Source organism: Petropleomorpha daqingensis, from assembly GCF_013408985.1.
GTDB classification, from domain to species: Bacteria; Actinomycetota; Actinomycetes; order Mycobacteriales; family Geodermatophilaceae; genus Petropleomorpha; species Petropleomorpha daqingensis.
The window spans coordinates 1,342,312-1,364,929 of the sequence record NZ_JACBZT010000001.1; the positions used below are offsets into that span (position 1 = coordinate 1,342,312).

Below are 22,618 nucleotides of genomic sequence, written 5' to 3' on the forward strand. Positions count from 1 at the left end.
CTGCCCTCCTAGGCGAAGTCCTCGGGCGAGAAGTCGCGCCGCTCGACCAGCACCAGCCAGTTGCCCGAGTTGTCGCGCATGACCGCCTCGACGCCGTACGGGCGGTCGGAGGGCTCCTGCAGGAACTGCACACCCTTGGCGGAGAGCTCCTCGAACGTCTTCCGGCAGTCGTCGACGTGCAGGCCGAGCCCGCCCGAGGTGCCCTTCTCCAGCTGCCGGCGGGTGAACGCGGCCGCCTCCTCGTCGAGCGGCGGTCCGGGGGTCATGAGGGTGATCTCCAGCTCCGGCTGGCTGGGGTGGCCGACGGTGACCCAGCGGAAGCCCTCGCCCATCGTGATGTCGGTGCGCGGGGTGAAGCCGAGGACGTCGACGTAGAAGTCGCGGGCGACGTCCTGGTCGAGGCAGTACAGCGTGATGAGCGAGACGTTCGTGATCATGCGCCGACGGTAGGGCCGCGAGCCGGACGCAGGCTTCTCTCAGATTGCTCGATCCGCCGCACCGCCAACTGCGCCACTTCGGCGTCAGGCCGGGCCGGTCTCGGTCGGGTCGAGGACGCCGCGCATGAACAGGAAGCAGCCGGGGACGTGCGCGCCGCCGCGCGCGGCCCACCGGTCGCGGTAGGCGGTCGGGCTCTCCCCCACCATCTGCCGGAACCGCGAGGAGAACGAGCCGAGGCTGGCGAAACCCACGGCGGTGCAGATCTCGGTGACCGTGAGGTTGGCGTGCCGCAGCAGATCCTGGGCCCGCTCGATCCGGCGGCGGGTCAGGTACCGGATCGGCGTCTCGCCGTAGGTCGCCTCGAAGCAGCGGACGAAGTGGTACTTCGAGACGCCGGCGACCGCGGCCAGGCGGTCGAGGTCGAGCGGTTCGGCATAGCGGCGGTCGACGTGGTCACGGGCCCGGCGCAGGTGACGCAGCAGGTCCCCGCCCGCCGTCACGACGCGGCGCGGCCGCGGCGCGCGGCGGCGTACGCGCGTGCCCGGAACCGCGCCAGCGGGCCGTCGGGCACGAGACCGTGCGGCGGGTTGCCGACGGCGTCGAAGCGGACACCGGGATCGACCGGCTCCCGCGCCGCACCGAGAACCAGCCGGCCGAACGGCCGCCACGGGCCCTGGCCGCGGGCGGCCGCCATGGTGAACCGGCGGGCGCTGCCGTCGTCGGGCAGCGCCGCCAGCCGCAGGGTCCCGGCGTCGGACCGGTAGCCCATGATCGACGTGTACGCCGTGGCGGCGTCCCGACGTGGCACCGGCACGAACCGCACCACGGGCCCGATCGGCGTGGCCCACAGCAGCAGGTCCACCGGGCCGTCGGGGATCCGCACCGCGAGGCCGAACACGTCGGGCAGCGGCGCCGGCAGCCCGGCGCTGCGGGAGATCCGGACGACGACGTCGTCCCGCGCCGGCTCGTCGAGCCACGGCACCCCGAACGGCGCGTGGCCGGTGCCGCGCTCGAGGACGCCGTCGACCAGCACGCCGGCCATTGTGTCCGCGCTCAGGCGGTCGCGGGAACCGCGCCGCGGCGGCCCGCGCCGGCGAGCGTGGCCGCCAGCCCGACGACGCCGTAGACCGCGAGGACGAGCACCGCCCAGCCCGCGCCGGCCCCGGCGAAGTAGACGATGCCGCGCACCGCACCGGTGGCCGCGCCCGGCGGCAGCCACGGGCCGATCGCCGCCCAGAACGGGGGCAGCAATGGTGCCGGGTAGGCACCGCCGGCGCTCGGGTTGCCGAGGACGACGAAGAGCAGGATCGCCAGCCCGATGCCGATCAGCCCGGTCCACACCTGCAGGGCCATCGTGATCGCGCCGACGGCGAAGACGACGAGCGCGCCGAAACCCGCGAGGGCCCAGAAGTGCCCGGAGAACACGCCCAGCACCGGACCGGTGAGCACCGCCCCGCCGATGCCGGAGACCAGCGCGTAGACGGCCAGCGCGCCCAGGCGGACGGCGGTTCGCGCCCGGGTCCGCGGCACCGAGCCGTTGCTGACGCCGATGATCGCCGCGACCAGGTAGCCGCCGACGACCCAGCCGACGGCAAGGTAGAACGCCGAGAGCCCGCGCGCGTCCCCGCTCGCGGCCGGGATCGCGTCCTCGGGAACCAGCGTCCGCTGCTGCGCCGCGTCGACTTGCGTGAACAGCGACGTCAGCGCCGAGCTGACCGCGCCGCCCTCCGCGCCGGCGACCAGCAGCGTGTCCTGCGTGCCCGTGCCGAGCAGCAGGACGCCGTCCACCTCGCGGTCGGCGAGCTGGGCACGGGCGGCGCTCTCGTCGGCCGCGACCCGTGCGTCGAGCGGGTCGCCGTCCAGGGCGTCCAGCTGCCGGGCCACCTGCTGCGCGGTGCCGGCCGGCGCACCGGCGGGCGCGACGACGGCCACCGGGATCTCCCGCGGCGTCGGCGCGTGGAAAGCGCCCACGTAGCTGAGCACGAAACCGAGCTGGAGCAGGAGCACGCCGACCACGAGGAGCGCCGAACGCCGGGTCACGCCCGGGAGCAGCTCGCGCCGCGGCGCCTCCTGGCGCCCGGTGCGCGGCGTCGTGGTCTCGTCCGCGGCCGTGGTGCTCGCCATCGTCGTCCCCCTCGATACTGACTGGTATCCGATACCGACCAGTATGCTCCTGGCCGTGACCGGCACAACCCCGCCGAAGGTGACCTCGCGCACGCCCCGCCCGCGTCGCCCGGAGGTCCGCACCCGGATCCTCGACGCCGCAGCGACCGTGGTCGCCGAGCGCGGCCTGGCCGCCGCGACGCTCGACCAGGTCGCCGCGGCAGCCGGTTTCACGAAGGGCGCCGTCTACTCGAACTTCGCCAGCAAGGACGAGCTCTTCCTGGCCCTGCTCGAGGCGCAGGTGGCCGCCCGGGTCGCCGACGTCGAGCAGACCCTCGCCGCGGCCCGCACCGTGCCCGAGGCGCTGGCCGCCGTCAGCGCCGACCTCGCCCGCCCGGACCCCCGGACTCAGCTGCTGGCCGTGGAGTTCTGGCAGCGCGCCGTCCGCGACCCGTCGGTGGCGGCGGCGTTCGCCGAGTCGCGGCGGCGGCTGCGCGCCCAGGTGGTGGCCGCGGCGGCCGCCTTCCTCGCCGGCCTGCCGGAGGACCCGGGCTGGACCGCCGAGGCGCTCGCACTCGTCGTGATCGCCCTGGCGCACGGGCTGGCCTTCGAGGAGCTCGCCGATCCCGGCTCGGTACCGCCCGGCCTGGCGGCCCGCGTGCTCGGCGCCCTGGTCGGCTCGGCGACGGATCCTGCCGAGACCGACTCGTGACTTGAGACTGTCAACCGTCGAATTCTGCGCAATCGAGCGGGTCGGGTTCGGAGACATCTGCCCAGGTCAGCCCGGTGACACGGAACAGTCCGGTCATTACGTTGAGTACATGCTCTCGACGCTTCTGGTCATCGGTGGGGTGCTCGTCGGACTCATCGTGCTGTTGGCCGTCATCGTCGCGCTGAGCGCCCGCCCGTCCACGACCGGCGGCAACACCACGCAGCAGTACCCCTCCTGGGTCGCCGACGCCGGCCGCCCGCACCCCGACGCGTGGTCGCCGCTGTCCACCACGAGCACCGAGATCCGCGCGATCCGGTGAGCTGAGCTCCGGCGTCCCGGCGGCTGCGAGGAGCGCGCCGCCGGGACAGACCGGCCTCGTCACGCCCCGAACCGATCGCACGGCGCAGGACTCCCTTCCGGGAGGACCCGCGCTCGGCCATGATCACAGCCACGGGGGCTCCGGGACCGTCCGGAACCGGAAGTGACGACCTGCGCCGGGGCCCGGTGTCACGGGCAGCCCCGGGGGGAAGCGGGGTCCGCGGTGTCCGACCGGCGCCACCCCCGGCTGCGGGCCTTCCTGCTGCTGTTCGTCGCCGTCCCCCTCGCCGGCGTGCTCATCGCGGCGATGGTCAGCCCGTGGGTCGTCGGCTCGGGGTTGGTCGCCCGCTCGTCGGCGAACCTGCTCACCCCGCTGCCGTCGGCTCTCGGCGACTCGGTGCTGACCGGCAACACCGTCGTCCTGGCCGCGGACGGCTCGCTGCTGACGTACTTCTACCGGCAGAACCGGACCCCCGTGTCGTCGGACCGGATCGCGCCGGTGGTGAAGCAGGCCCTGGTCGACATCGAGGACGCGCGGTTCTACGAGCACCACGGCATCGACCTGGAGGGCACCGCGCGGGCGCTGGTCTCCAACCTGCTCGCCGGGGGCGTGCGGGAGGGCGGCTCGACGATCACCCAGCAGCTGGTCAAGCAGACCCTGCTGCAGGCGGCGGAGACGGCCGAGGACCGGCAGGCCGCGACCGAGCAGAGCGTCGGCCGCAAGCTCCGGGAGGCGCGGCTGGCCCTGGCGATGGAGGAGCGGTACACGAAGGACGAGATCCTCACCCGCTACCTCAACCTCGTCTACTTCGGCGAGGGCGCCTACGGGGTCGAGGCCGCCGCCCGGCGCTACTTCGGCGTCGCCGCCGCCGACCTCGACGTGCTCCAGGCTGCCACGCTGGCCGGGCTGGTGCAGACGCCGACCGCCGACAACCCGATCACCGACCCGGTCCGCGCGACCGTGCGGCGCAACCAGGTGCTCGAGCGCATGCACGCGCAGGGCCACCTGTCCGACGCCGACCTGGCCAGCCTGACCGCCCAGCCGATGACGACCGCGCCGACCCCGCCCCCGCCGAACGGCTGCGTCGGCGCCGTCCTCGGCGGGTTCTTCTGCGACTTCCTGCAGAAGCACCTGACCCAGGCGCTGGGCATCTCCCAGCAGGTGCTGCAGACCGGCGGGCTGACCATCCGGACGACGCTGCGGCCGGACATCCAGACCTCCGGGGACGCCGCCGTCGTCAAGACCCAGCCGATGGGCGCGCCGCTGGCCGCGATCTTCACCTCGGTGGAGCCCGGCACCGGGCACGTGCTGGCGATGAGCGTCAACCGGCGCTTCGGCTACGACGTGACCGACCCGGCGCAGGAGTCGGTCAACCTCAACGTCGCGGCCAGCCAGGGCGCCGGGTCGACCTACAAGGTGTTCGTGGCCGCCTCCGCGCTCGAGCGGGGCATCCCGCCGTGGAACACGATCACGACCAGCGACCCGTACACCTCGCGCGTCTACAAGGACGGCTTGGCGCCCTACACCGTGCAGAACGCCGGCCGGTACCCGCCGACGCTGACGATGGTGGAGGCGCTGATCCGGTCGTCGAACACCTACTTCGTCGCGCTGGAGGACCAGCTGGGCAGCGTCGAGGGGCCGGTGCGGATGGCCCAGCGGATGGGGCTGTTCTCCCTCGATCCGGTCGCCGACCAGGTGGTCGCGGAGAACCGCGGCTCGTTCACCCTCGGCGCCGAGGCCACCAGCCCGCTCGCGCTGGCCAGCGCCTACTCGACGATGGCGGCGAGCGGAACGCAGTGCGACCCGACGCCGGTGACCGAGATCCTCGACGCCACGGGGAAGCGGCTGCAGGTGGACGGGCGCTCGGTCGACGTCGGCGACCACTGCACGCCCGGGGCGATGCCGCCGGCGGTGGCCACGACGCTCAACCAGATCCTGACCGGCGACGTCGGCCTGCCGATCGGCACCGGCACGCGCGCCCGGATCCCGGGCCACCAGATCGCCGGCAAGACGGGCACCAGCCAGAACCGCTACTCGATCGCCTTCATCGGCTACACGCCGCACCTCACGGCGAGCGTCATGGTGCTCAACCCCAAGCACAACCAGGACGTCGGCACCTACGGCGGCGGGTACGCCGCGCAGATCTGGCACGACGCGATGGCGCCGATCATCTCGGCCGGCCCCGACGACCCCTTCCCGCCCGCGGGCCTGGAGCTCGCGCCGCCGGCACCGCCGCCGGTGGTCTCCTCCCCGGGCCCGCCGCAGTTCGGGCCGTTCCCGCCGTTCGGACGGCAGCGTCCCGGCCGCTGAGCTCAGCCGAGCACCAGCTCGGCGGCGCGCTCGCCGAGCATCACCGCGGTCGCGGCCGGCCCGCGGGAGGGCGTCCACGGCAGCACCGAGGTGTCGACGACGCGCAGCCCCTCGACGCCGCGCACCCGCAGGCGCTGGTCGACCACCGCACCGGCGTCGCCGTCGGGCCCCATCCGGGCGCTGCCGGCCAGGTGCACGGCGGTGCCGATCGAGCGCCGCAGCCAGTCGTCCAGCGCGCCGTCGTCGGTCAGGACGTCGTCCGGCGGACCGCCGCGGCGGGCGACCAGCGGTGCCAACGGTGCAGACCGCAGCAGCTCGACGGCCAGCCGGACGCCCTCCCGCAGCCGGCGGCGGTCGGCCTCCTCGGTGAGGTAGCGCTGCTCGATCCGCGGCAGCGCGGTGGGGTGGGCGGGGTCCAGGACCAGCCGGCCGCGGCTCTCCTCCGCCTGCAGCGCGACCCGCAGCACCAGGTCGTCGCCCGTGCCGACCGGTGGGAACGGCGTCAGCCACGGCTGCAGCTCGAGGTCGCCGGTGTTCAGCGCGCTGTGCAGGGGGCCGCCGTCGGCGGGCAGCGGCCGGGACGGCGTCCAGGGCAGGTAGACGTCGGGGTGGTCGCTGACGTCGGTGCCGACCCCGGGCAGGTCGACGACGACGGGGAGACCGGCGGCGCGGAGCAGGGCCGCCGGCCCGATGCCGGAGAGCAGCAGCAGGTGCGGTGAGCCGACGGCGCCCGCGGCGAGCACCACCTCGTCGGCCCGGACGACGCCGTCGTCGGTCGCCACGCCCACCGCCCGGCCGCGCTCGACGAGCACCCGCCGCACCTGCACGCCGCTGCGCACGGTCAGTCCCGGCTGCGGTCGCAGGTACGCGGTCGCGGCGTCGACCCGCAGGCCGCCCGCCACGTTCATGGGGATCGGCCCCCAGCCGGGCTCGCCGCCGGCGTTCTTGTCCGGCTCGGCGGGGAAGCCGAGCGCGTCGACGGCGGCGGCGAACGCGTCGACGACCGCCGAGCCCTGCGCCGGCCGCTGCACCGGCACCGGCCCGCCCGTGCCGTGACCGGGGCGGCCGCCGACATCGCGGTCGTCCTCCAGCCGCCGGAACGCGGGCAGCACCGCCTCGTACGACCAGAGGTCGTTGCCGGCCGCGGCCCAGCCGGCGCAGTCGGCCGGCGTCGCGCGGACGAAGTAGCCGCCGTTGATCGCGCTGGACCCGCCGAGGACCCGGCCGCGCGGCACCCGCACCGACCGCCCCTCGGGCAGCACCGCCGTCACGTCCCAGGTCGCGGGGGAGCCCGGGACGGGCGCCATCGACCCGGCGTCGCGCAGATCAGCCGGCACGTCGCCGCCGGCCTCGAGCAGCAGCACCCGGCGGCCGGCCTCGGCGAGGCGGGCGGCGAGCGGGCAGCCGGCCGAGCCCGCGCCGACGACCACGACCTCGGCGTCAGCCATCGAGGCCCAGCACGGCCGGCAGGTCGAGCCGGCGCACCTTGCCGGTGGAGGTGCGGGGCAGCTCCTCGACCGGGCGCAGCTCCTTGGGCCGCTTGGCGGCGGCCAGCCGCTCGCGAGCCCAGTCCCCCAGCTCCGCGGAGACCACGGAGCCCACGTAGGCGGCGACCACCCGCTGGCCCCAGCGCTCGTCGGGGACGCCGAAGACCGCGCTCTCCACCACGCCGGGGTGCGCGTCGAGCACCGCCTCCACCTCGGCGGGGTAGACGTTCACCCCGCCGGAGATGACGAGGTCCTCCCGGCGGCCGTCGAGCCAGACGAATCCGTCGTCGTCCACCCGGCCCAGGTCGCCGACGGTGATCCGGTCGCCGCGCCAGGCCGCCGCCGTCTTCTCCGGCGCCCGCCAGTACTCGAAACGCGCCCACCGCGGCACGGCGCACCACAGCTGGCCGCGCTCGTCGGCGGACATCTCCCTGCCCGGGCGCGCCCGGCCGACCGAGCCGGGCCGGGCCAGCCACTCGGCGGCCGGGCAGACGGTGAACTGCGCCTCGGTGGAGCCGTAGAACTCGACCACCGAGTCGGCCGGCAGCGCGTCGAGCACCGCGCGCTTGAGCGGTTCGGGGCAGGGCGCCCCGGCGTGCGCGAGCAGCCGGAACGACGACCAGTCGATCCCGCGGCCCAGCAGCCGCTGCAGGTGGGTGGGGACGGCGAAGGCGGTGGTCGGCCGGTGCGCCGCGATCGCCGCCGCGGCCCGGTCGGCGTCGAACGGCCCGGGCAGGACGACGTCGCCGCCGGCCAGCAGCGTGTGCGTGGCGAAGCGCAGCGGCGCGGAGTGGTGCAGCGGGGAGAGCACCAGGTGCCGGTCGCCCGGCTCGAAGCCCCAGAGCTCCAGCTCCTCACCGGCCAGGGCGCGGGCGTCGTCCTCGCCCAGGACGCCGGACCAGACGCCCTTGCGCCGGCCGGTCGTGCCCGAGGTGTAGTGCATCGGCCGGGCCAGCGGCACGTCGGCGAGGTCGGCCTCGGCGTCGCCCGCGAGCAGCCGCTCCGGGTCCCCGCCGAGGTCGAGGGCCGGGTCGGCGTCCTCGACGAGGTCGGCCCGCTCGCCGGGCGGCAGGCCCGGGTCGAGGACGACGGGCACGACCCCGGTGCGCAGCGCGCCGAGCACCACGGCCAGCAGCGCGGGCGACCCGGCCGCGCTCAGCAGGACGCGGTCGCCGGTCCGCAGGCCGCCGGCGGCCAGTGCCGCGGCGGCCCGGCGCTGGTCGCGCAGGCTGTCGGCGGCGCGGACGACGGTCATGCCCGGCGGACCGCCGCGCCGTCGTCCTCGACCCGGCCCTCGGCGACCAGCTTCGCCAGCGTCGCGCGGGTCGACTGGGACGCGGCTGGCCACACCTCGCGGGGATAGGCCGCGTAGATCGTCGCCACCAGCTCGTCGACGGTGCCGGAGCCGTCGCCGAGAGCGGCGAGGATCTGCTCCTCGCGGTAGGCCCGGTGCGCGAGGTAGAACTCGAGCACGGCGGCCGGGTCCTCGGTCAGCTCGGGACCGTGGCCGCAGTAGAGGGCGCTCGGGCCGAGGTCGTGCACGCGGCGCAGCGACTCCAGGTACGCGACGACGTCCCCCTCGGGGTGGGTGACCACCGAGGTGCCGCGCCCGAGGACGTGGTCGCCGACCAGGACGGCGCCGGACTCCAGCCGGAAGGCCAGGTGGTCACCGGTGTGCCCCGGCGTCGGGACGACGTCCACCGCCGTGCCGGCCAGCGCCAGCCGCTCCCCCGGCTCCAGCAGGCGGCCGCGGGCCCCGGCGACGTCGGAACGGGCGGCGGCCACCTGCGCGTCGAAGTGCGCGCCCCACGGCTGCGCCGCCTCGGCGTGGTCGCCGTGGTGGTGGGTGACCAGGACGGCGACGCAGCGGGCCTCGCGCGCCGCGAGGGCCGCCTCGACCGCCGCGAGGTGCGCCGCGTCGTCCGGACCGGGATCGACGAGCACGGCCTGCCCGCTGCCCGGCGCGCCGACCACGTAGGTGTTGGTGCCGTCGAGGGTCATGCCCGACGGGTTGGGCGCCAGGACCCGCGTGACCAGCGGCTCCAGCTCGGCGGTGCGCGGCATGCGACCGAAGCCGGGCAGGTCCCAGGTGGCGCGCGGGTCAGGTGGTGCTTCCACGCCAGGGAACCTAGCGACGAGGGAAGGAACGGGAAGGACCGGGGAAGACCCGGCCGCTAGCCTGCCTCGCATGCGCCGAACCCTGACCCTGTGCCGGACCGCGCTGGCCGGAGCGGCCGTCGCCGTCCTGCTGACCGCCTGCGGCGGCGGCAACAGCAACGACTCCGCCTCGACCAGCTCCTCGAAGGCCACCACCAGCTCCTCGTCCAGCAGCGCGGCTGCCGCGGACACCGAGTTCTGCCAGCAGGCCGCGACCCTCGACCAGGACCTCGGTGGCCTCACCAACTCGACCGACCCCTCGCAGCTCGCGCCGGCCCTGCAGGCGATCTCCCAGCGGCTGCACCAGCTGACCCCGCCGGCCGAGATCGAGACGGACTGGAACTCCCTGGTCGGCGCGATCGACCAGCTCGCCCAGGCCGCCGCGCAGACCGACTTCACCAACCAGGAGCAGGCGACCGCGTTCGCGCAGACGGCCGCCCAGCTGGAGACGCAGCTCGGGTCGGCGGCCACCAACGTCGAGAACTACCTGTCCAACCAGTGCGGGATCGCCGAGACCGAATCGGCCTCGCCGACCAGCTGAGCGATCCGGACGACGCACCGCGGCCCGCCTCCTCCCCCGAGGGGCGGGCCGCGGTCGCGCTAGCAGCCGTTGAGCGCGACCCCGCGGGCGCGCATCCACGGCCCCGGGTTCACCGCCCCGCTGTACATCTCCCCGTCGGGATGCACCTCGAAGTGCAGGTGCGGCCCGGTCGACTGGCCGCGGTTGCCCACCTCGGCGATCTGCTCCCCCGCTCGGACCCGCTCGCCGGCCTGCACGAAGTAGCGGTTCACGTGGCCGTAGACGGTCACCGCGCCGTCGTCCCCGAGGATGTACACGGCCAACCCGAAGCCGGTCGCCGTCCCGGCCCGTTTCACCACCCCGCTGGTGGCCGCGTAGATCGGTGTCCCGATGGGCGCCGCGATGTCCTGCCCGAGGTGCTGGACCCCCCACCGGGCGCCGAAGCAGCTGGAGGTCCGGCCGGCGGCGGGCAGCACGTAGCCGTGGTCGCTGGGCACCTGGTTCGCCGCGGCTGACGACGCGGCCCGCTGCGCCGCGGCGGCGGCCGCCTCCTCCGCCTGCTTCTGCGCCAGCCACTGGTCGTAGGCGTTGCGGGCGCCCTGCAGCTCGAGCAGGTGGATCTGCGCGTCCTGCAACTGCTGCTCGTACTGGGCCTTCTGCGCGCTCACCTCTGCGTAGGCGGACTGCTGCGCGGCGAGCTGGGCATCGGCCGTCCGCTTGGCCTGCTGCGCCTGCTCCTCGGCGGCCTGCTGCTGGTCGCGGGCGGCGCGCGCGGCGGCGTCGGCGTTCGCCTGCTCGACGCGCGCGGCCTCGAGCTGCCCCAGGACGTCGACCTGGTTGTCGGCGACCCAGTCGATCATCGCCGCGCGCTGGACCAGCTCCCCCGGTCCCTTCGAGTCCAGCAGGGCGGCGGCACTGCTCAGCGTGTGCCCGTTGATGTAGCTCGTGCGGGAGAACTCGGCGATCCGGCCCTCCGCGGCGTCGACGTTCGCCTGCGCGGTCTGCAGGTCGGCGGCGGCCTGGTCGGCCTGCGCCTGGGCCTGCGCGAGCGCGTCGACGGCCGCGTCGTAGGCGGCACCGGCGGCCTCGGCCTGCACCGAGTACTTCTCCAGGTCGCTCTCGGCCTGGGCGACCAGCGCGGCGATGCGGCCGACCTCGGCAGCAGCGGCCTGCTGGGTCACGGCGGCGTCGTTGAGCTGCGTGTCGGTCGGGTTCGGTGGGGGCGCGGGCACCGCCCACGCGGTGACGGCGGTGCCGATCACCACCACTCCGGTCACGACGCCGACGAGGGCGGTCCGGAGCGCGGTGAGGCGCTTCTGCATGGCGAGCTCCCTGGGGAAGAGGTTGAGCTCGACAACCGTGCCGCGGGAAGGACGGGTCACGTGTGCACCACGCGGCGCGTGGGACACGGTGTTGCGAAAGTGTCACGCTGCGTGTCGACAGGTAACGATTCGTTGCTCCGGTGTTCCCGTCCGCGCGGAAACCCGCAGGTCAGACGGGTGGGCGCTGCAGCTCGTGGGTGAGCTGGTCGAGCTCGGCCCCGCCGGCCATGAGCCGCGTGACCTCCTCCTGCGTGATCTCGCCCTTGGCGAAGTCGCCGAGGCTGCGGCCGCGGCCGAGCAGGAGGAACCGGTCGCCCACCGGGAAGGCGTGGTGCGGGTTGTGGGTGATGAAGACGACGCCGACCCCGCGGTCGCGCGCCTGCGCGATGTAGCGCAGGACGACGCCGGCCTGCCGCACGCCGAGGGCCGAGGTCGGCTCGTCGAGGATGAGCACCCGCGCGCCGAAGTGCACGGCACGGGCGATCGCCACCGACTGCCGCTCGCCGCCGGAGAGCGTGCCGACCGGCTGGTCGGGATCGCGGATGTCGATGCCCATGTCGCCGAGCGCCTGCGTGGTGACCCGGCGGGCCTGCGCCGAGTCGAACCGGCGCAGCGGTCCCCAGCCCTTCGTGAGCTCCCGGCCGAGGAAGAAGTTCCGCCACACGGCCATGAGCGGGATCATCGCGAGGTCCTGGTAGACGGTCGCGATGCCGGCGTCGAGGGCCTCCCGGGGCGCCGCCCACTCCACGGGCGACCCGTCGAGCAGCAGCTCGCCGCGGTCGGGCCGGTGCACGCCGGAGAGGATCTTGATCAGCGTCGACTTGCCGGCGCCGTTGTCGCCGAGCACGCAGGTGACCTCGCCGGCCCGCACGCTGGTGCTGATGCCGTCGAGGGCGATGACGTTGCCGAACGTCTTGCCGACGTCCCGGAGCTCCAGGAGCGGGGTGGTCATCGCCGGGCCGCCTCGGCGTAGCGGCGCACCAGCCGGTTGGCCAAGACGGCGAGCAGCAGCATCGCCCCGAGGAAGAAGTAGAACCAGTCGGAGTTCCAGCCCAGGTACACGATGCCCAGTTGCGCCATGCCGAAGATCAGCGCGCCGAGCGACGCCCCGATCGCCGAGCCGAAGCCGCCGGTGAGCAGGCAGCCGCCGATCACCGCCGCCACGATGTAGATGAGCTCGTTGCCGATCCCGGCGTTCGCCTGCACCGACGTCAGCCGCACGGCGAGCGTCGTCCCCACGAACCAGGCGGCTCCGGCCGTCGTCATGAACAGCGTGATCGTCGTGCGCCGGGCCGGGACGCCGACGTTGCGCGCGGCGACCTCGTCGCCGCCGGTGGCGAACACCCAGTTGCCGAACCGGGTCTTCAGCAGCACCCAGGTGGCCAGCACGGTGAACAGCACCCACCAGAGGATCGCGATGCGGAACGGCGAGCCGACGAACGTCACCGTCGAGGCGAACACCGCCTTGGCCGATTCGTAGCCCGGGGCGCTGCCGATGCCGCTGGCGGTGACCGTGCCGGTGAAGTACTTGGTCAGCCCCAGGTTCAGGCCCTGGAGCATGAGGAACGTGCCCAGCGTGATGATGAAGCTGGGCAGCCCGGTGCGGGTGACCAGCCAGCCGTTGAGGAAGCCGATGGCCAGCGCCAGCACCAGCGCGACGCCGATCGCCAGCCAGATGTTGGCGCCGAACTCGGTGGAGACGATGCCGACGGTCAGCGCCGTCGTCCCGGTCATCACGCCGGCGGACAGGTCGAAGTGGCCGCCGATCATCAGCAGGGCGACCGCCACGGCCATGATGCCGAGCGTCGAGGCCGGGTCCAGCCAGTTGGCGACGCCGCGGACCGACCGGAACACCGGCGACTGCACGGCGAAGAACGTGAAGATCAGCACGGCGCCGACCAGCGCGCCCAGTTCGGGCTTGACCAGCAGACGCCGGAGCGGGCCGACCGCGGTGAGCCGCTCGTCGGCCCGCGCGGGCGTCGCCGTCTCCGTGGTCAGCGGGTGCCCTTCTGCGCCAGGTCGGCGATCTGGTCGACGTTGTCCTTGTCGACGATGCCGGGCCCGGTGAGCACCGGCTGGCCGCCGCCGACGGTGTTCAGGTTCTCCTTGTACAGCTTCAGCATCACGATCGGCAGGTAGCCCTGCTCGTACTGCTGCTGGTCGACGGCGAACTCGATCGAGCCGTCCTGGATGCCCTTGATCACGTCCTGGTTGAGGTCGAACGTGGCGACCTTCGCCTTCGACCCGGCGTCGCCGACCGCGGCCACCGCCACCGCCGCGACGGCGGAGTTGAGGGTCAGGACGGCGTCGATGCTCGGGTCGCTCTGCAGCTGCGAGGTGATCGTCGACTGCGCGGCCTGCAGGTCGTTGATGTCCACCTGCAGCGGGACGACGTCGGTGCCGAGGCCCTGCGAGGCGCCGTCGCAGCGCTGCTCGAGGCCGATGTTGCCGGCCTCGTGCATCACGCAGAGCACCTTCTGGGCGCCGTCGGACTTCAGCCGCTGGCCCGCGCCCTGACCCGCGATCGCCTCGTCCTGCCCGACGTGGCCGATCGCGCCGAACTCCGCGGAGCGGTCGCCGCCGGAGTTGATCGTGACCACCGGGATGCCGGCCTTGACGGCGGCCTTGATCGAGTCCTCCAGGGCGTCGGGGTTGGCCATCGAGACGACGATGCCGTCGACCTTCTGGTTCACCGCCGCGTCGATGAGCTGCGACTGCTTCTGCGGGTCGCCGTCGCTCTGGTAGTCCACGGTGACGCCGAGGTCCTTGCCGGCCTGCTCGGCGCCGTTCTGGACGACGTCCCAGAACGCGTCGCCGGCCGAGCCGTGGGTGATGACCGAGAAGCTGAGGTCGCTCGAGCCGCCGTCGTTCCCGTTGTCGCTGCCCCCGTTCGCCGAGCAGGCGGCGAGCACCAGCGGTGCGGCCAGGGCGAGCGCCAGCAGACGCTTGGGTGCAGCCATCGTGCGTACCTCCGAAGTTCGCGGAAACGGACTCGAAACGCCGCATTTCCGCGAAGGATCATGCCTGGCCCGGTGCTCTGACGCGGGATGGACCCACCCGAATGGTCGAACTCGACGAAGGCCACACCGGGGCGGGGTCCTAGGCTCGATCCGTGGACGTGCTGAATCAGGGTCACGAGCAGGTCGTCTTCTGCAGCGATCCGGAGTCGGGTCTGCGGGCGATCATCGCGGTGTACTCCACCGCGCTCGGTCCGGCGCTCGGCGGCACCCGGTTCTTCCCCTACCCGAGCGAGGAGGCCGCGCTCGCCGACGTCCTCGCGCTGTCGAAGGCGATGGCCTACAAGAACAGCCTGGCCGGGCTCGACCTCGGCGGCGGCAAGGCCGTGATCATCGGCGATCCGCGCACCGACAAGACCGAGGCGCTGCTGCGCGCCTACGGCCGGTTCGTCGAGGCTCTCGGCGGGCGCTACCTCACGGCGTGCGACGTCGGCACCTACAACGCCGACCTCGACGTCGTCGCCCGCGAGACGCGCTACGCGCACGGCCGCTCGGAGGCCTACGGCGGCTGCGGCGACTCCTCGGTGCTGACCGCGTTCGGCGTCTACCAGGGCATGCGCGCGGCCGCCGAGCACGTGTGGGGCGCGCCGACGCTGGCCGGCCGGACGGTCGCGATCGCGGGCGCGGGCAAGGTCGGCTCGCACCTGGTGACGCACCTGGTCGAGGACGGCGCCGACGTCCTGCTCACCGACGTCGACCAGGCCGCGCTCGACCGCGTGCAGGCCCGGTACCCGCAGGTGAAGACGGTGCCCGACACCGCGACGCTCGTGCGCACCGCGCACGACGTCTACGCGCCCTGCGCGCTCGGCGGGGCGCTGGACGCCGAGACCGTCGACGTGCTGCCCGCCCGGATCGTGTGCGGCGGCGCGAACAACCAGCTGGCCACCCCCGACATCGCCGACCGGCTGGTCGAGCGCGGGATCCTCTACGGCCCCGACTACCTGGTCAACGCCGGCGGCGTGATCCAGGTCGAGGACGAGCGCCACGGGTTCTCGTTCGCCCGTGCCCAGAGCAAGGCCACCGGCATCTACGACGTCGCCCTGCGGGTGTTCCGCACGGCCGACGAGCAAGGCGTCTCCCCCGCTGTCGCGGCCGACCGGCTCGCCGAGGAGCGGATGCGCTCGGTCGGCCGCCTGGCCACGATCCGCCTGCCTCGGTGACCGTGGGGGTGACGTTCCTCCCCGCGAGGGGGAGGACCCGTGCTCGTCCTTGTTCCGTGTCGTAAGCTCGCTGGGGACACAGTCACTCAGTCGGGGTCGCCACGCGGGCCGTTCCAGCCGCTGGCTGGACTCCCGTACTCCGTAATGAGGGGGTCGAGCCGATGGGGCGCGGCCGAGCGAAGGCCAAGCAGACGCGCGTGGCCCGTGAGCTCAAGTACAGCTCACCGAACACCGATCTCTCCGCGCTGCAGCGGGAGCTCGCTGGTTCACCGTCGACGTACCCGGCGCACCGGGCGACGACGGACGACGATGACGACGACGAGTACGCCGATCGCTGGGCGAGCGAGGACGACGAGGACGACGACTGGGCGGCCAGTCGCTGAGCTTCGGCGACTGAGCCGTACCTGATCCACCACGGCACCGCGCCACCCCTCGGGGTGCGCGGTGTCGTCGTGCGCTTACCGGTAGGTGCCCACCAGGTGGGTCGGCTCCGTGGACCGCTGCACCGTGCCCGCCACCCAGGCCGGGACGCCGCGGGCGGTCAGCGTCGCCACCGCGCGGTCGGCGACGTCGGCGGCGACCGCGGCGACCATGCCGACGCCGCAGTTGAACGCGCGCTCGGACTCCTCGCGCGGGACGCCGTGCTCCTCGAGCAGCCGCACGGCGGGCGGCAGCGCCCACGTACCGCGGTCGAGCACCGCGGCGAGTCCCTCGGGGACGACGCGCGCGGTGTTGCCGGCCAGCCCGCCACCGGTGATGTGCGCATAGGCGTGCACGCCCTCGACGCCGAGCTCCTCGACCAGCGCCAGGCAGTCGCGCGCGTAGATGCGGGTCGGCTCGAGCAGCACGTCGCCGAGCGGGCGGTCCAGACCGTGCGTCGCGGCGAGGTCCAGGCCCGCAGCGGCGACGACCTTGCGCACCAGCGAGTAGCCGTTGGAGTGGAAGCCGGACGACGCCATCGCGACGACGACGTCCCCCTCGCGCACCCGCTCGGGGCCGAGGACGGCGTCGGCCTCGACCACGCCCACCGCGGTCGCGGCGAGGTCGTACTCGTCGTCGTCCATGAGGTCGCCGTGCTCGGCGGTCTCGCCGCCGACGAGCGCCGCACCCGCCTGGGTGCAGCCGGTCGCGATGCCGGTGACGATCGCCGCGATCTTCTCCGGGACGACCCGCCCGCAGGCGACGTAGTCCTGGAGGAACAGCGGCTCGGCGCCGCAGGCGACGAGGTCGTCGACGACCATGGCGACCAGGTCGATCCCGACGGTGTCGTGCCGGTCGAGCTGGCGGGCGAGGGCGATCTTCGTGCCCACGCCGTCGGTGGAGGAGGCCAGGAGCGGACGACGGTACTTCTGCGTGTCCAGGGCGAACAGGCCGGCGAACCCACCGAGCCCGCCGACCACCTCGGGCCGGTTGGTCTTCTCGACCGCGGCGCGCATCAGCGTCACCGCCCGCTCGCCGGCGTCGATGTCGACGCCCGCCGCCGCGTACGTGAAATCCGAGCTCATGGGCGCGAGAGCGCGTCCTCGGCGCCGCCCGGCACCGTGGCGCTGCCCGCCTGCTGACCGGTCCAGCCGGTCACCGCCGCCCGCCGCTCGATGCCCTCGAGCACGTGCTTGCCCAGCACGTCGGACTCGCCGAGCGGGATCGGGTACTGCCCGGTGAAGCAGGCGGTGCACAGCCGGTTGACCGGCTGCTCGGTGGCCGCGATGAGCCCCTGCTCGGAGACGTAGCCGAGGGAGTCGGCGTTGATCGAGGCCCGGACGCCGTCGACGTCGAGGCCGTTGGCGATCAGCTCGGCGCGGCTGGCGAAGTCGATGCCGTAGAAGCAGGGCCACTTCACCGGCGGCGAGGAGATGCGCACGTGCACCTCGACCGCACCGGCCTCGCGCAGCATGCGGATCAGCGCCCGCTGCGTGTTGCCGCGCACGATCGAGTCGTCGACGACGACCAGCCGCTTGCCGCGGATGACGTCGCGCAGCGGGTTGAGCTTCAGCCGGATGCCCAGCTGCCGGATCGTCTGGCTCGGCTGGATGAACGTGCGCCCGACGTAGGAGTTCTTGACCAGGCCCAGGCCGTAGGGGATGCCGCTGGCCTCCGCGTAACCGACGGCGGCCGGCGTCCCCGACTCCGGCACCGGGATGACCAGGTCGGCGTCGGCCGGCTGCTCCTTGGCCAGCCGGCGGCCGATCTCGACGCGCGCGGCGTGCACGCTGCGGCCGCTGATCGTGGTGTCCGGCCGGGCCAGGTAGACGTACTCGAAGACGCAGCCCTTGGGCTCGGCGGGAGCGAAGTGCTGGCTGCGCAGGCCGTTCTCGTCGATCGCGATCAGCTCGCCGGGCTCCACCTCGCGGACGATGGAGGCGCCGACGATGTCGAGGGCGGCGGTCTCGCTGGCGACCACCCAGCCGCGCTCGAGCCGGCCGAGGACCAGTGGCCGCACGCCCTGCGGGTCGCGGGCGGCGTAGAGGGTGTCCTCGTCCATGAAGGTGAGGCTGAAGGCTCCGCGCAGCTGCGGCAGCACCTGCATGGCCGCCTCCTCGACCGAGAGGTCGGGGTGGGCCGCGATCAGCGAGGTGACCAGGTCGGAGTCGGTGCTCGCGCTGAACGCCCCCGGCACTCCGGCGTCAGCGGCCTTGCTCGCCAGCTCGGCGGTGTTGACCAGGTTGCCGTTGTGGCACAGCGCCAGGCCGGTGCCGGCCTCCGTCGTCCGGAAGGTCGGCTGCGCGTTCTCCCAGGTGGAGGCGCCGGTGGTCGAGTACCGGGTGTGGCCGACGGCGAGGTGGCCGCGCAGGCTGCCCAGCGTCGGCTCGTCGAACACCTGGCTGACCAGCCCGAGGTCCTTGTAGACGACGACCGACGAGCCGTCGGAGACGGCGATGCCTGCTGCCTCCTGACCGCGGTGCTGGAGGGCGTACAGACCGAAATAGGTCAGCTTCGCGACCTCCTCACCCGGCGCCCAGACACCGAAGACGCCACAGGCGTCCTGGGGTCCGGGAGACGAGGGGTCGAGGTCGTGCGTCAGCCGTCCATCACCGCGAGGCACAACTGCGAGGGTACCGGCGCCCCCGACAGCTCCCGGGTCCCGTGTGGGAACCGTGACCTGTGGGGGAACCGCGCCGCCGCCGTGCGCGTTGATCGCGGTCATCTGGTGGGAGGAGAAGCCGATGGCCACCGACCGGCCCGAACCGGGCGATTTCCTCGAACTGGCGCAGCGCATGCTCCGCGAGTTGTTCGGCGAGCTGCGGGGCGATCCGCCGGGCGGCGACGAGGAGCCGTGGGCGGAGGCGACCCGGCGCCCGCTGGAGTCCGGCACGCGGGAGCGTCACCGCGAGCCCAGCGCCCAGGAGCAGCGGGAGAACCTCACGTTCGCGCTCGCCACGCGTGCCGTCGAGGCGCTCGAGGACATCGCGCTCAACCTCGCGGCGGTCCGTCAGCGGCTGGAGCGCCAGGACGAGAAGCAGGAGCGGCGCCCGGACGGGTGATCTGGGACGCTGCGCGCCATGGTGCTGAGCGTCGAGCCGGTGGACGAGTCGCTGTTCGACGACGTCCAGACCGTCCTCGGAACCAGAGGTCAGGCGGCTCGCTGCCAGTGCCAGGGCTACCGGATGGGCTGGCACGCGCGGCACACCGACGACGTGGCCGGACGCCGAGAGCTGCTCCGCGACCAGGTGATCGAGGGGCACGGGCTCGTGGCGCACCTCGACGGCGAGCCGGTCGGGTGGTGCTCGGTGGCACCGCGCCGCGACTACACCTACCTGCGCCAGACGACGTGGAAGGGCCGGACCGAGGACAAGGACGACCCGGGCGTCTGGGCGGTCACCTGCTTCGTGACCCGCGCCGGTCATCGCCATCAGGGCGTGAGCCGGGCCCTCGCCGCCGGCACCATCGACCTGGCACGCGACCGCGGCGCCACGGCGCTCGAGGCCTATCCGATGAAGCCCGCGCCGGGCAAGGAGGTCCCCTGGGGCGAGATGTCCGTCGGGGCGCTCAGCGCGTTCCTGGCCGCCGGGTTCGAGATCGTGCACGTACCGTCGCTGCGCCGGGCGATCGTCCGCTACGAGTTCTGAGGCCGCTGCGCAAGCGCCCCGGCGGGTCTGTGGACAGGCTTCTGACCTGGGGATTCGCCGTGTGGGAAGTCGGCGGATCCGGTATTCTTCGCACATGTGTTCGGACGACGAGCTCCACGCGCTGAGCGGCCCCGCGCTGCTCGATCGCACGCGTGACCTGGTCGCCGAGCGCAACCGGATCGACGCCGACCTCGCCCGCACCGTGCGGGTCGCCGACAGCAAGCAGGCGTTCGCCGGCGACGGCATGAAGAGCGCGAAGTCGTGGCTGAAGGGCCACTGCCGGCTCGCACCCGGCGCGGCAGCGCAGGTGGTGCGCAACGGCCGCGCGCTCGAGCTGCTGCCCGCGGTCGCCGCCGCCCACGCGGCCGGTGCGATCACCGCCGAGCAGGTGACCGAGATCGGCAAGATCGTCGCCCCCAAGGCGGTCGCGCTGGCCGCCGCCCAGGGCGTGGACCTCGCCGAGACCGCACGCATCCTGACTCGCCTGGCCGCCACCGCGCCGCACGAGGACCTGACGAAGGCCGTGCACACCTTCCTGGCGATGCTCGACACCGACGGACCCGAACCCGATCCCACCGAGCAGCGCACGCTCACGTTCACCCGGCACGCCGACGGGTCGATCACCGGCCGGTTCCACCTCGACCCTGCCGGCGCCGAGAAGGTCCAGGCCGCACTCGAGGCCCACCGGCAGACCGACCGGCCCGCCGGGGACGAGCGCACCCTCGGCCAGCATCACGCCGACGCGTGGGTGCAGTGGGCCGACAACACACTGGCCGCCGGCACCGCGCCGCTGCTGCGGCGGAGCAAGCCCCAGGTCGCGGTGAACGTCGACCTGCAGGACCTGCTCGACCCCGCCACCGGTCAGGGCGTCGCCGCGACGGGCTTCGGCGCGGTCATCTCCGCCGCCCGCGCCCGGTGGCTGGCCTGCGACGCCGACATCACCCGGATCGTGCTGGGCCCGCACGGTGAGCCGCTCGACCTCGGCCGCACCCACCGCCTGGTGACCCCGGCGTTGCGGAGAGCCGTCATCGCCCGCGACCGGACGTGCGTCTTCGCCGGGTGCGGTGCACCGCACTGGTGGTCGGAGGTCCACCACCTCATCCACTGGACACAGGGCGGCGAGACCAGCCTGGCCAACTCCGGGTTGCTGTGCGAACGCCACCACACCCAGGTCCACCACGGCTTCCGCGTCGAGCGAGATACCGCGGGGCGATGGCACACCTACCGACCCGACGGCACCGAGATCCTCACGGTCCGAACCGCACCGGCCGGCGACGGAGAACTCGTCAGCGCGAGCTGACGGGCCTCACTGCACGTTGCCGGTCTCCGCGGAGATCCGCGTGTCGTCGCCGTGCCCGGTGTGCACGACGGTGTCGCCGGGCAGGGTCAGCAGCTTCGACCGGATCGAGTCCAGGATCGTGGGCTTGTCGCTGAAGCTCCGGCCGGTCGCGCCCGGGCCGCCGTGGAAGAGGGTGTCCCCCGTGAACACGGCGCCGAGGTCCGGCGCGTGCAGGCAGGTGCTGCCCGGCGAGTGACCCGGCGTGGACAGCGCCATGAGGGTCACCCCGGCGACGCGGAACGTCGTCCCCTCGCCGAGCTCCTCGTCCGGGTCGACCCCGTCGTGGGTCATGTCCCACAGCATCCGGTCGGCGGGGTTGAACCAGATCGGCGCGCCGGTCGCCCCGCGCAGGGCCGGCGCCGCCGTGATGTGGTCGTTGTGCCCGTGGGTCAGCACGATCGCGGTCACCCGGCGGCCGCCGATCGCCGCCACGATCGGCGCCGCGTCGTGCGGGGCGTCGATCACGAGCACCTCGTCGTCGTCCCCGACCAGCCAGACGTTGTTGTCGACGTCGAAGTCCTGCCCGTCGAGGCTGAAGACCCCGGAGACGACGACCTTCTCGATCCGGGGAGTCATCAGAAGACGACCACCGACCGCAGCACCTCGCCGCGGTGCATCTTCTCGAACGCCTCCTCGACGTCCTTGAGCGCGATCGTCTCGGAGACGAACTCGTCGAGCGGGAAGCGGCCCTGCAGGTACAGGTCGATGAGCATCGGGAAGTCGCGGCTGGGCAGGCAGTCGCCGTACCAGGAGGACTTGATCGCCCCACCCCGACCGAAGATCTCGATCGCCGGGAGCTCGACCTTCATGTCCGGCGTCGGGACGCCGACCATCACCACCCGGCCGGCCAGGTCGCGGGCGTAGAAGGCCTGCTCGAAGACCTTGGGGTGGCCGACCGCGTCGATCGCGACATCGGCGCCGAACCCGCCGGTGAGCGCCTTGACCGCCTCGACCGCGTCCTCGTTCGTCGAGTTGACCGTGTGGGTGGCGCCGAGCTTCCGGGCCCACTCCAGCTTCCGGTCGTCGATGTCGACGGCGACGATCGTCGTCGCGCCCGCGAGCTTGGCGCCCGCGATGGCCGCGTCACCCACGCCGCCGCAACCGAAGACGGCGACGCTCTCGCCACGCTTGACCGCGCCGGTGTTGATCGCCGCGCCGACGCCGGCCATCACACCGCAGCCCAGCAGCCCCGCGGCGGTCGGCGGCGCGGCCGGGTCGACCTTCGTGCACTGGCCCGAGTGCACCAGGGTCTTCTCCACGAACGCGCCGATCCCGAGGGCCGGGGACAGGACGGTGCCGTCCAGCAGCGTCATCTTCTGCGCGGCGTTGTGGGTGTTGAAGCAGTACTGCGGCTCGCCCTTGAGACAGGCCCGGCACTGCCCGCACACCGCGCGCCAGTTGAGGATCACGTAGTCGCCGACCGCCACGTTGGTGACGCCCTCGCCGACCGCCGAGACGACGCCCGCGGCCTCGTGCCCGAGCAGGAACGGGAAGTCGTCGTTGATCCCACCCTCGCGGTAGTGCAGGTCGGTGTGGCAGACCCCGCAGGCCTGGACGTCGACGACGGCCTCACCCGGACCCGGGTCGGGCACCACGATCGTCTCGATGCTGACCGGCTGACCCTTCGCGCGGGCGACGACGCCCCGAACCTCGTACGGCATGGCCCG

24 protein-coding genes are annotated in these 22,618 nt (G+C 73.7%); 9 read left to right on the forward strand and 15 right to left on the reverse strand.

Annotation, left to right across the window (positions count from 1 at the left end; genetic code table 11):
- Window positions 1-8: 8 nt before the first annotated feature.
- From GGQ55_RS06670 to GGQ55_RS06685, 4 genes are all read right to left on the reverse strand, one after another.
- Complete coding sequence (locus GGQ55_RS06670) at window positions 9-437, reverse strand: VOC family protein (protein ID WP_179715679.1); 429 nt, start codon at window positions 435-437, stop codon at window positions 9-11.
- An 84-nt stretch (window positions 438-521) separates the two neighbouring features.
- Window positions 522-938: a helix-turn-helix transcriptional regulator gene (locus GGQ55_RS06675; RefSeq protein ID WP_179715680.1), complete on the reverse strand. Its 417-nt coding sequence runs from the start codon at window positions 936-938 to the stop codon at window positions 522-524.
- A complete protein-coding gene (locus tag GGQ55_RS06680) occupies window positions 935-1,471 on the reverse strand; it encodes a phosphodiesterase (protein WP_179715681.1) in 537 nt (178 codons plus the stop codon). The genes GGQ55_RS06675 and GGQ55_RS06680 overlap by 4 nt, the downstream gene beginning before the upstream one ends.
- A 20-nt stretch (window positions 1,472-1,491) precedes the next feature.
- Window positions 1,492-2,562 (reverse strand): ABC-2 transporter permease, encoded by a 1,071-nt coding sequence (locus GGQ55_RS06685; RefSeq protein WP_179715682.1) that lies wholly within the window; start codon window positions 2,560-2,562, stop codon window positions 1,492-1,494.
- Window positions 2,563-2,617: 55 nt separating this feature from the next.
- Here GGQ55_RS06685 and GGQ55_RS06690 point away from each other — a divergent pair, with 55 nt between their 5' ends.
- From GGQ55_RS06690 to GGQ55_RS06700, 3 genes are all read left to right on the forward strand, one after another.
- Complete coding sequence (locus GGQ55_RS06690) at window positions 2,618-3,253, forward strand: TetR/AcrR family transcriptional regulator (protein ID WP_179715683.1); 636 nt, start codon at window positions 2,618-2,620, stop codon at window positions 3,251-3,253.
- 109 nt (window positions 3,254-3,362) lie between these two features.
- Window positions 3,363-3,572 carry a hypothetical protein gene (locus GGQ55_RS06695; RefSeq protein WP_179715684.1) on the forward strand — a complete coding sequence of 70 codons (210 nt, stop codon included), beginning with the start codon at window positions 3,363-3,365 and terminating at the stop codon, window positions 3,570-3,572.
- A gap of 222 nt (window positions 3,573-3,794) precedes the next feature.
- Entirely contained in the window at window positions 3,795-5,882 is a 2,088-nt protein-coding gene (locus GGQ55_RS06700) for a transglycosylase domain-containing protein (protein WP_366488876.1), read from the forward strand.
- Between the two features lie 2 nt (window positions 5,883-5,884).
- Here GGQ55_RS06700 and mftG read toward each other — a convergent pair whose 3' ends face one another.
- From mftG to GGQ55_RS06715, 3 genes are read right to left on the reverse strand one after another with little or no spacing between them, the layout of a single operon-like run.
- Window positions 5,885-7,330, reverse strand: a complete 1,446-nt coding sequence (mftG, locus tag GGQ55_RS06705; RefSeq protein ID WP_179715685.1) for a mycofactocin dehydrogenase MftG — start codon at window positions 7,328-7,330, stop codon at window positions 5,885-5,887.
- Entirely contained in the window at window positions 7,323-8,624 is a 1,302-nt protein-coding gene (locus GGQ55_RS06710) for a class I adenylate-forming enzyme family protein (protein ID WP_179715686.1), read from the reverse strand. The genes mftG and GGQ55_RS06710 overlap by 8 nt, the downstream gene beginning before the upstream one ends.
- Window positions 8,621-9,487, reverse strand: coding sequence for an MBL fold metallo-hydrolase (locus GGQ55_RS06715; protein ID WP_179715687.1), 867 nt, complete (start codon window positions 9,485-9,487; stop codon window positions 8,621-8,623). The genes GGQ55_RS06710 and GGQ55_RS06715 overlap by 4 nt, the downstream gene beginning before the upstream one ends.
- A 70-nt stretch (window positions 9,488-9,557) precedes the next feature.
- On the opposite strand from GGQ55_RS06715, the gene GGQ55_RS06720 reads away from it, so the two are divergent.
- Entirely contained in the window at window positions 9,558-10,067 is a 510-nt protein-coding gene (locus GGQ55_RS06720; protein ID WP_179715688.1) for a hypothetical protein, read from the forward strand.
- Between the two features lie 59 nt (window positions 10,068-10,126).
- Here GGQ55_RS06720 and GGQ55_RS06725 read toward each other — a convergent pair whose 3' ends face one another.
- From GGQ55_RS06725 to GGQ55_RS06740, 4 genes are all read right to left on the reverse strand, one after another.
- The gene (locus GGQ55_RS06725) at window positions 10,127-11,428 is read right to left on the reverse strand and encodes a M23 family metallopeptidase (protein WP_366488879.1); all 1,302 of its coding nucleotides are present in this window, start codon (window positions 11,426-11,428) and stop codon (window positions 10,127-10,129) included.
- Window positions 11,429-11,537: 109 nt separating this feature from the next.
- Entirely contained in the window at window positions 11,538-12,320 is a 783-nt protein-coding gene (locus tag GGQ55_RS06730) for an ATP-binding cassette domain-containing protein (protein WP_179715689.1), read from the reverse strand.
- A complete protein-coding gene (locus tag GGQ55_RS06735) occupies window positions 12,317-13,258 on the reverse strand; it encodes an ABC transporter permease (RefSeq protein ID WP_366488881.1) in 942 nt (313 codons plus the stop codon). Before GGQ55_RS06735 ends, GGQ55_RS06730 begins: the two co-directional genes overlap by 4 nt.
- A gap of 104 nt (window positions 13,259-13,362) precedes the next feature.
- Complete coding sequence (locus GGQ55_RS06740) at window positions 13,363-14,328, reverse strand: sugar ABC transporter substrate-binding protein (RefSeq protein ID WP_179715690.1); 966 nt, start codon at window positions 14,326-14,328, stop codon at window positions 13,363-13,365.
- A 152-nt stretch (window positions 14,329-14,480) separates the two neighbouring features.
- Between GGQ55_RS06740 and GGQ55_RS06745 the strand changes: the two genes are divergently transcribed.
- Together GGQ55_RS06745 and GGQ55_RS06750 are read left to right on the forward strand one after the other, a co-directional pair.
- Window positions 14,481-15,545 carry a Glu/Leu/Phe/Val family dehydrogenase gene (locus tag GGQ55_RS06745; protein ID WP_179715691.1) on the forward strand — a complete coding sequence of 355 codons (1,065 nt, stop codon included), beginning with the start codon at window positions 14,481-14,483 and terminating at the stop codon, window positions 15,543-15,545.
- Between the two features lie 161 nt (window positions 15,546-15,706).
- Window positions 15,707-15,928 carry a DUF3073 domain-containing protein gene (locus tag GGQ55_RS06750; RefSeq protein WP_179715692.1) on the forward strand — a complete coding sequence of 74 codons (222 nt, stop codon included), beginning with the start codon at window positions 15,707-15,709 and terminating at the stop codon, window positions 15,926-15,928.
- Between the two features lie 75 nt (window positions 15,929-16,003).
- Here GGQ55_RS06750 and purM read toward each other — a convergent pair whose 3' ends face one another.
- The gene (gene purM, locus GGQ55_RS06755; protein ID WP_179715693.1) at window positions 16,004-17,050 is read right to left on the reverse strand and encodes a phosphoribosylformylglycinamidine cyclo-ligase; all 1,047 of its coding nucleotides are present in this window, start codon (window positions 17,048-17,050) and stop codon (window positions 16,004-16,006) included.
- Window positions 17,047-18,588, reverse strand: a complete 1,542-nt coding sequence (purF, locus tag GGQ55_RS06760; RefSeq protein ID WP_179715694.1) for an amidophosphoribosyltransferase — start codon at window positions 18,586-18,588, stop codon at window positions 17,047-17,049. The genes purM and purF overlap by 4 nt, the downstream gene beginning before the upstream one ends.
- Window positions 18,589-18,709: 121 nt before the next feature.
- On the opposite strand from purF, the gene GGQ55_RS06765 reads away from it, so the two are divergent.
- The 3 genes from GGQ55_RS06765 (at window position 18,710) to GGQ55_RS06775 (ending at window position 20,912) form a co-directional block, all read left to right on the forward strand.
- Entirely contained in the window at window positions 18,710-19,027 is a 318-nt protein-coding gene (locus tag GGQ55_RS06765; RefSeq protein ID WP_179715695.1) for a hypothetical protein, read from the forward strand.
- An 18-nt stretch (window positions 19,028-19,045) separates the two neighbouring features.
- Window positions 19,046-19,612: a GNAT family N-acetyltransferase gene (locus GGQ55_RS06770; protein ID WP_179715696.1), complete on the forward strand. Its 567-nt coding sequence runs from the start codon at window positions 19,046-19,048 to the stop codon at window positions 19,610-19,612.
- 94 nt (window positions 19,613-19,706) lie between these two features.
- Window positions 19,707-20,912 (forward strand): HNH endonuclease, encoded by a 1,206-nt coding sequence (locus GGQ55_RS06775; protein ID WP_179715697.1) that lies wholly within the window; start codon window positions 19,707-19,709, stop codon window positions 20,910-20,912.
- A 6-nt stretch (window positions 20,913-20,918) separates the two neighbouring features.
- On the opposite strand, the gene GGQ55_RS06780 is transcribed toward GGQ55_RS06775, so the two are convergent.
- Both GGQ55_RS06780 and GGQ55_RS06785 read right to left on the reverse strand, forming a co-directional pair.
- Complete coding sequence (locus GGQ55_RS06780; protein WP_179715698.1) at window positions 20,919-21,527, reverse strand: MBL fold metallo-hydrolase; 609 nt, start codon at window positions 21,525-21,527, stop codon at window positions 20,919-20,921.
- A complete protein-coding gene (locus GGQ55_RS06785; RefSeq protein WP_179715699.1) occupies window positions 21,527-22,612 on the reverse strand; it encodes an S-(hydroxymethyl)mycothiol dehydrogenase in 1,086 nt (361 codons plus the stop codon). The genes GGQ55_RS06780 and GGQ55_RS06785 overlap by 1 nt, the downstream gene beginning before the upstream one ends.
- Window positions 22,613-22,618: the final 6 nt, after the last annotated feature.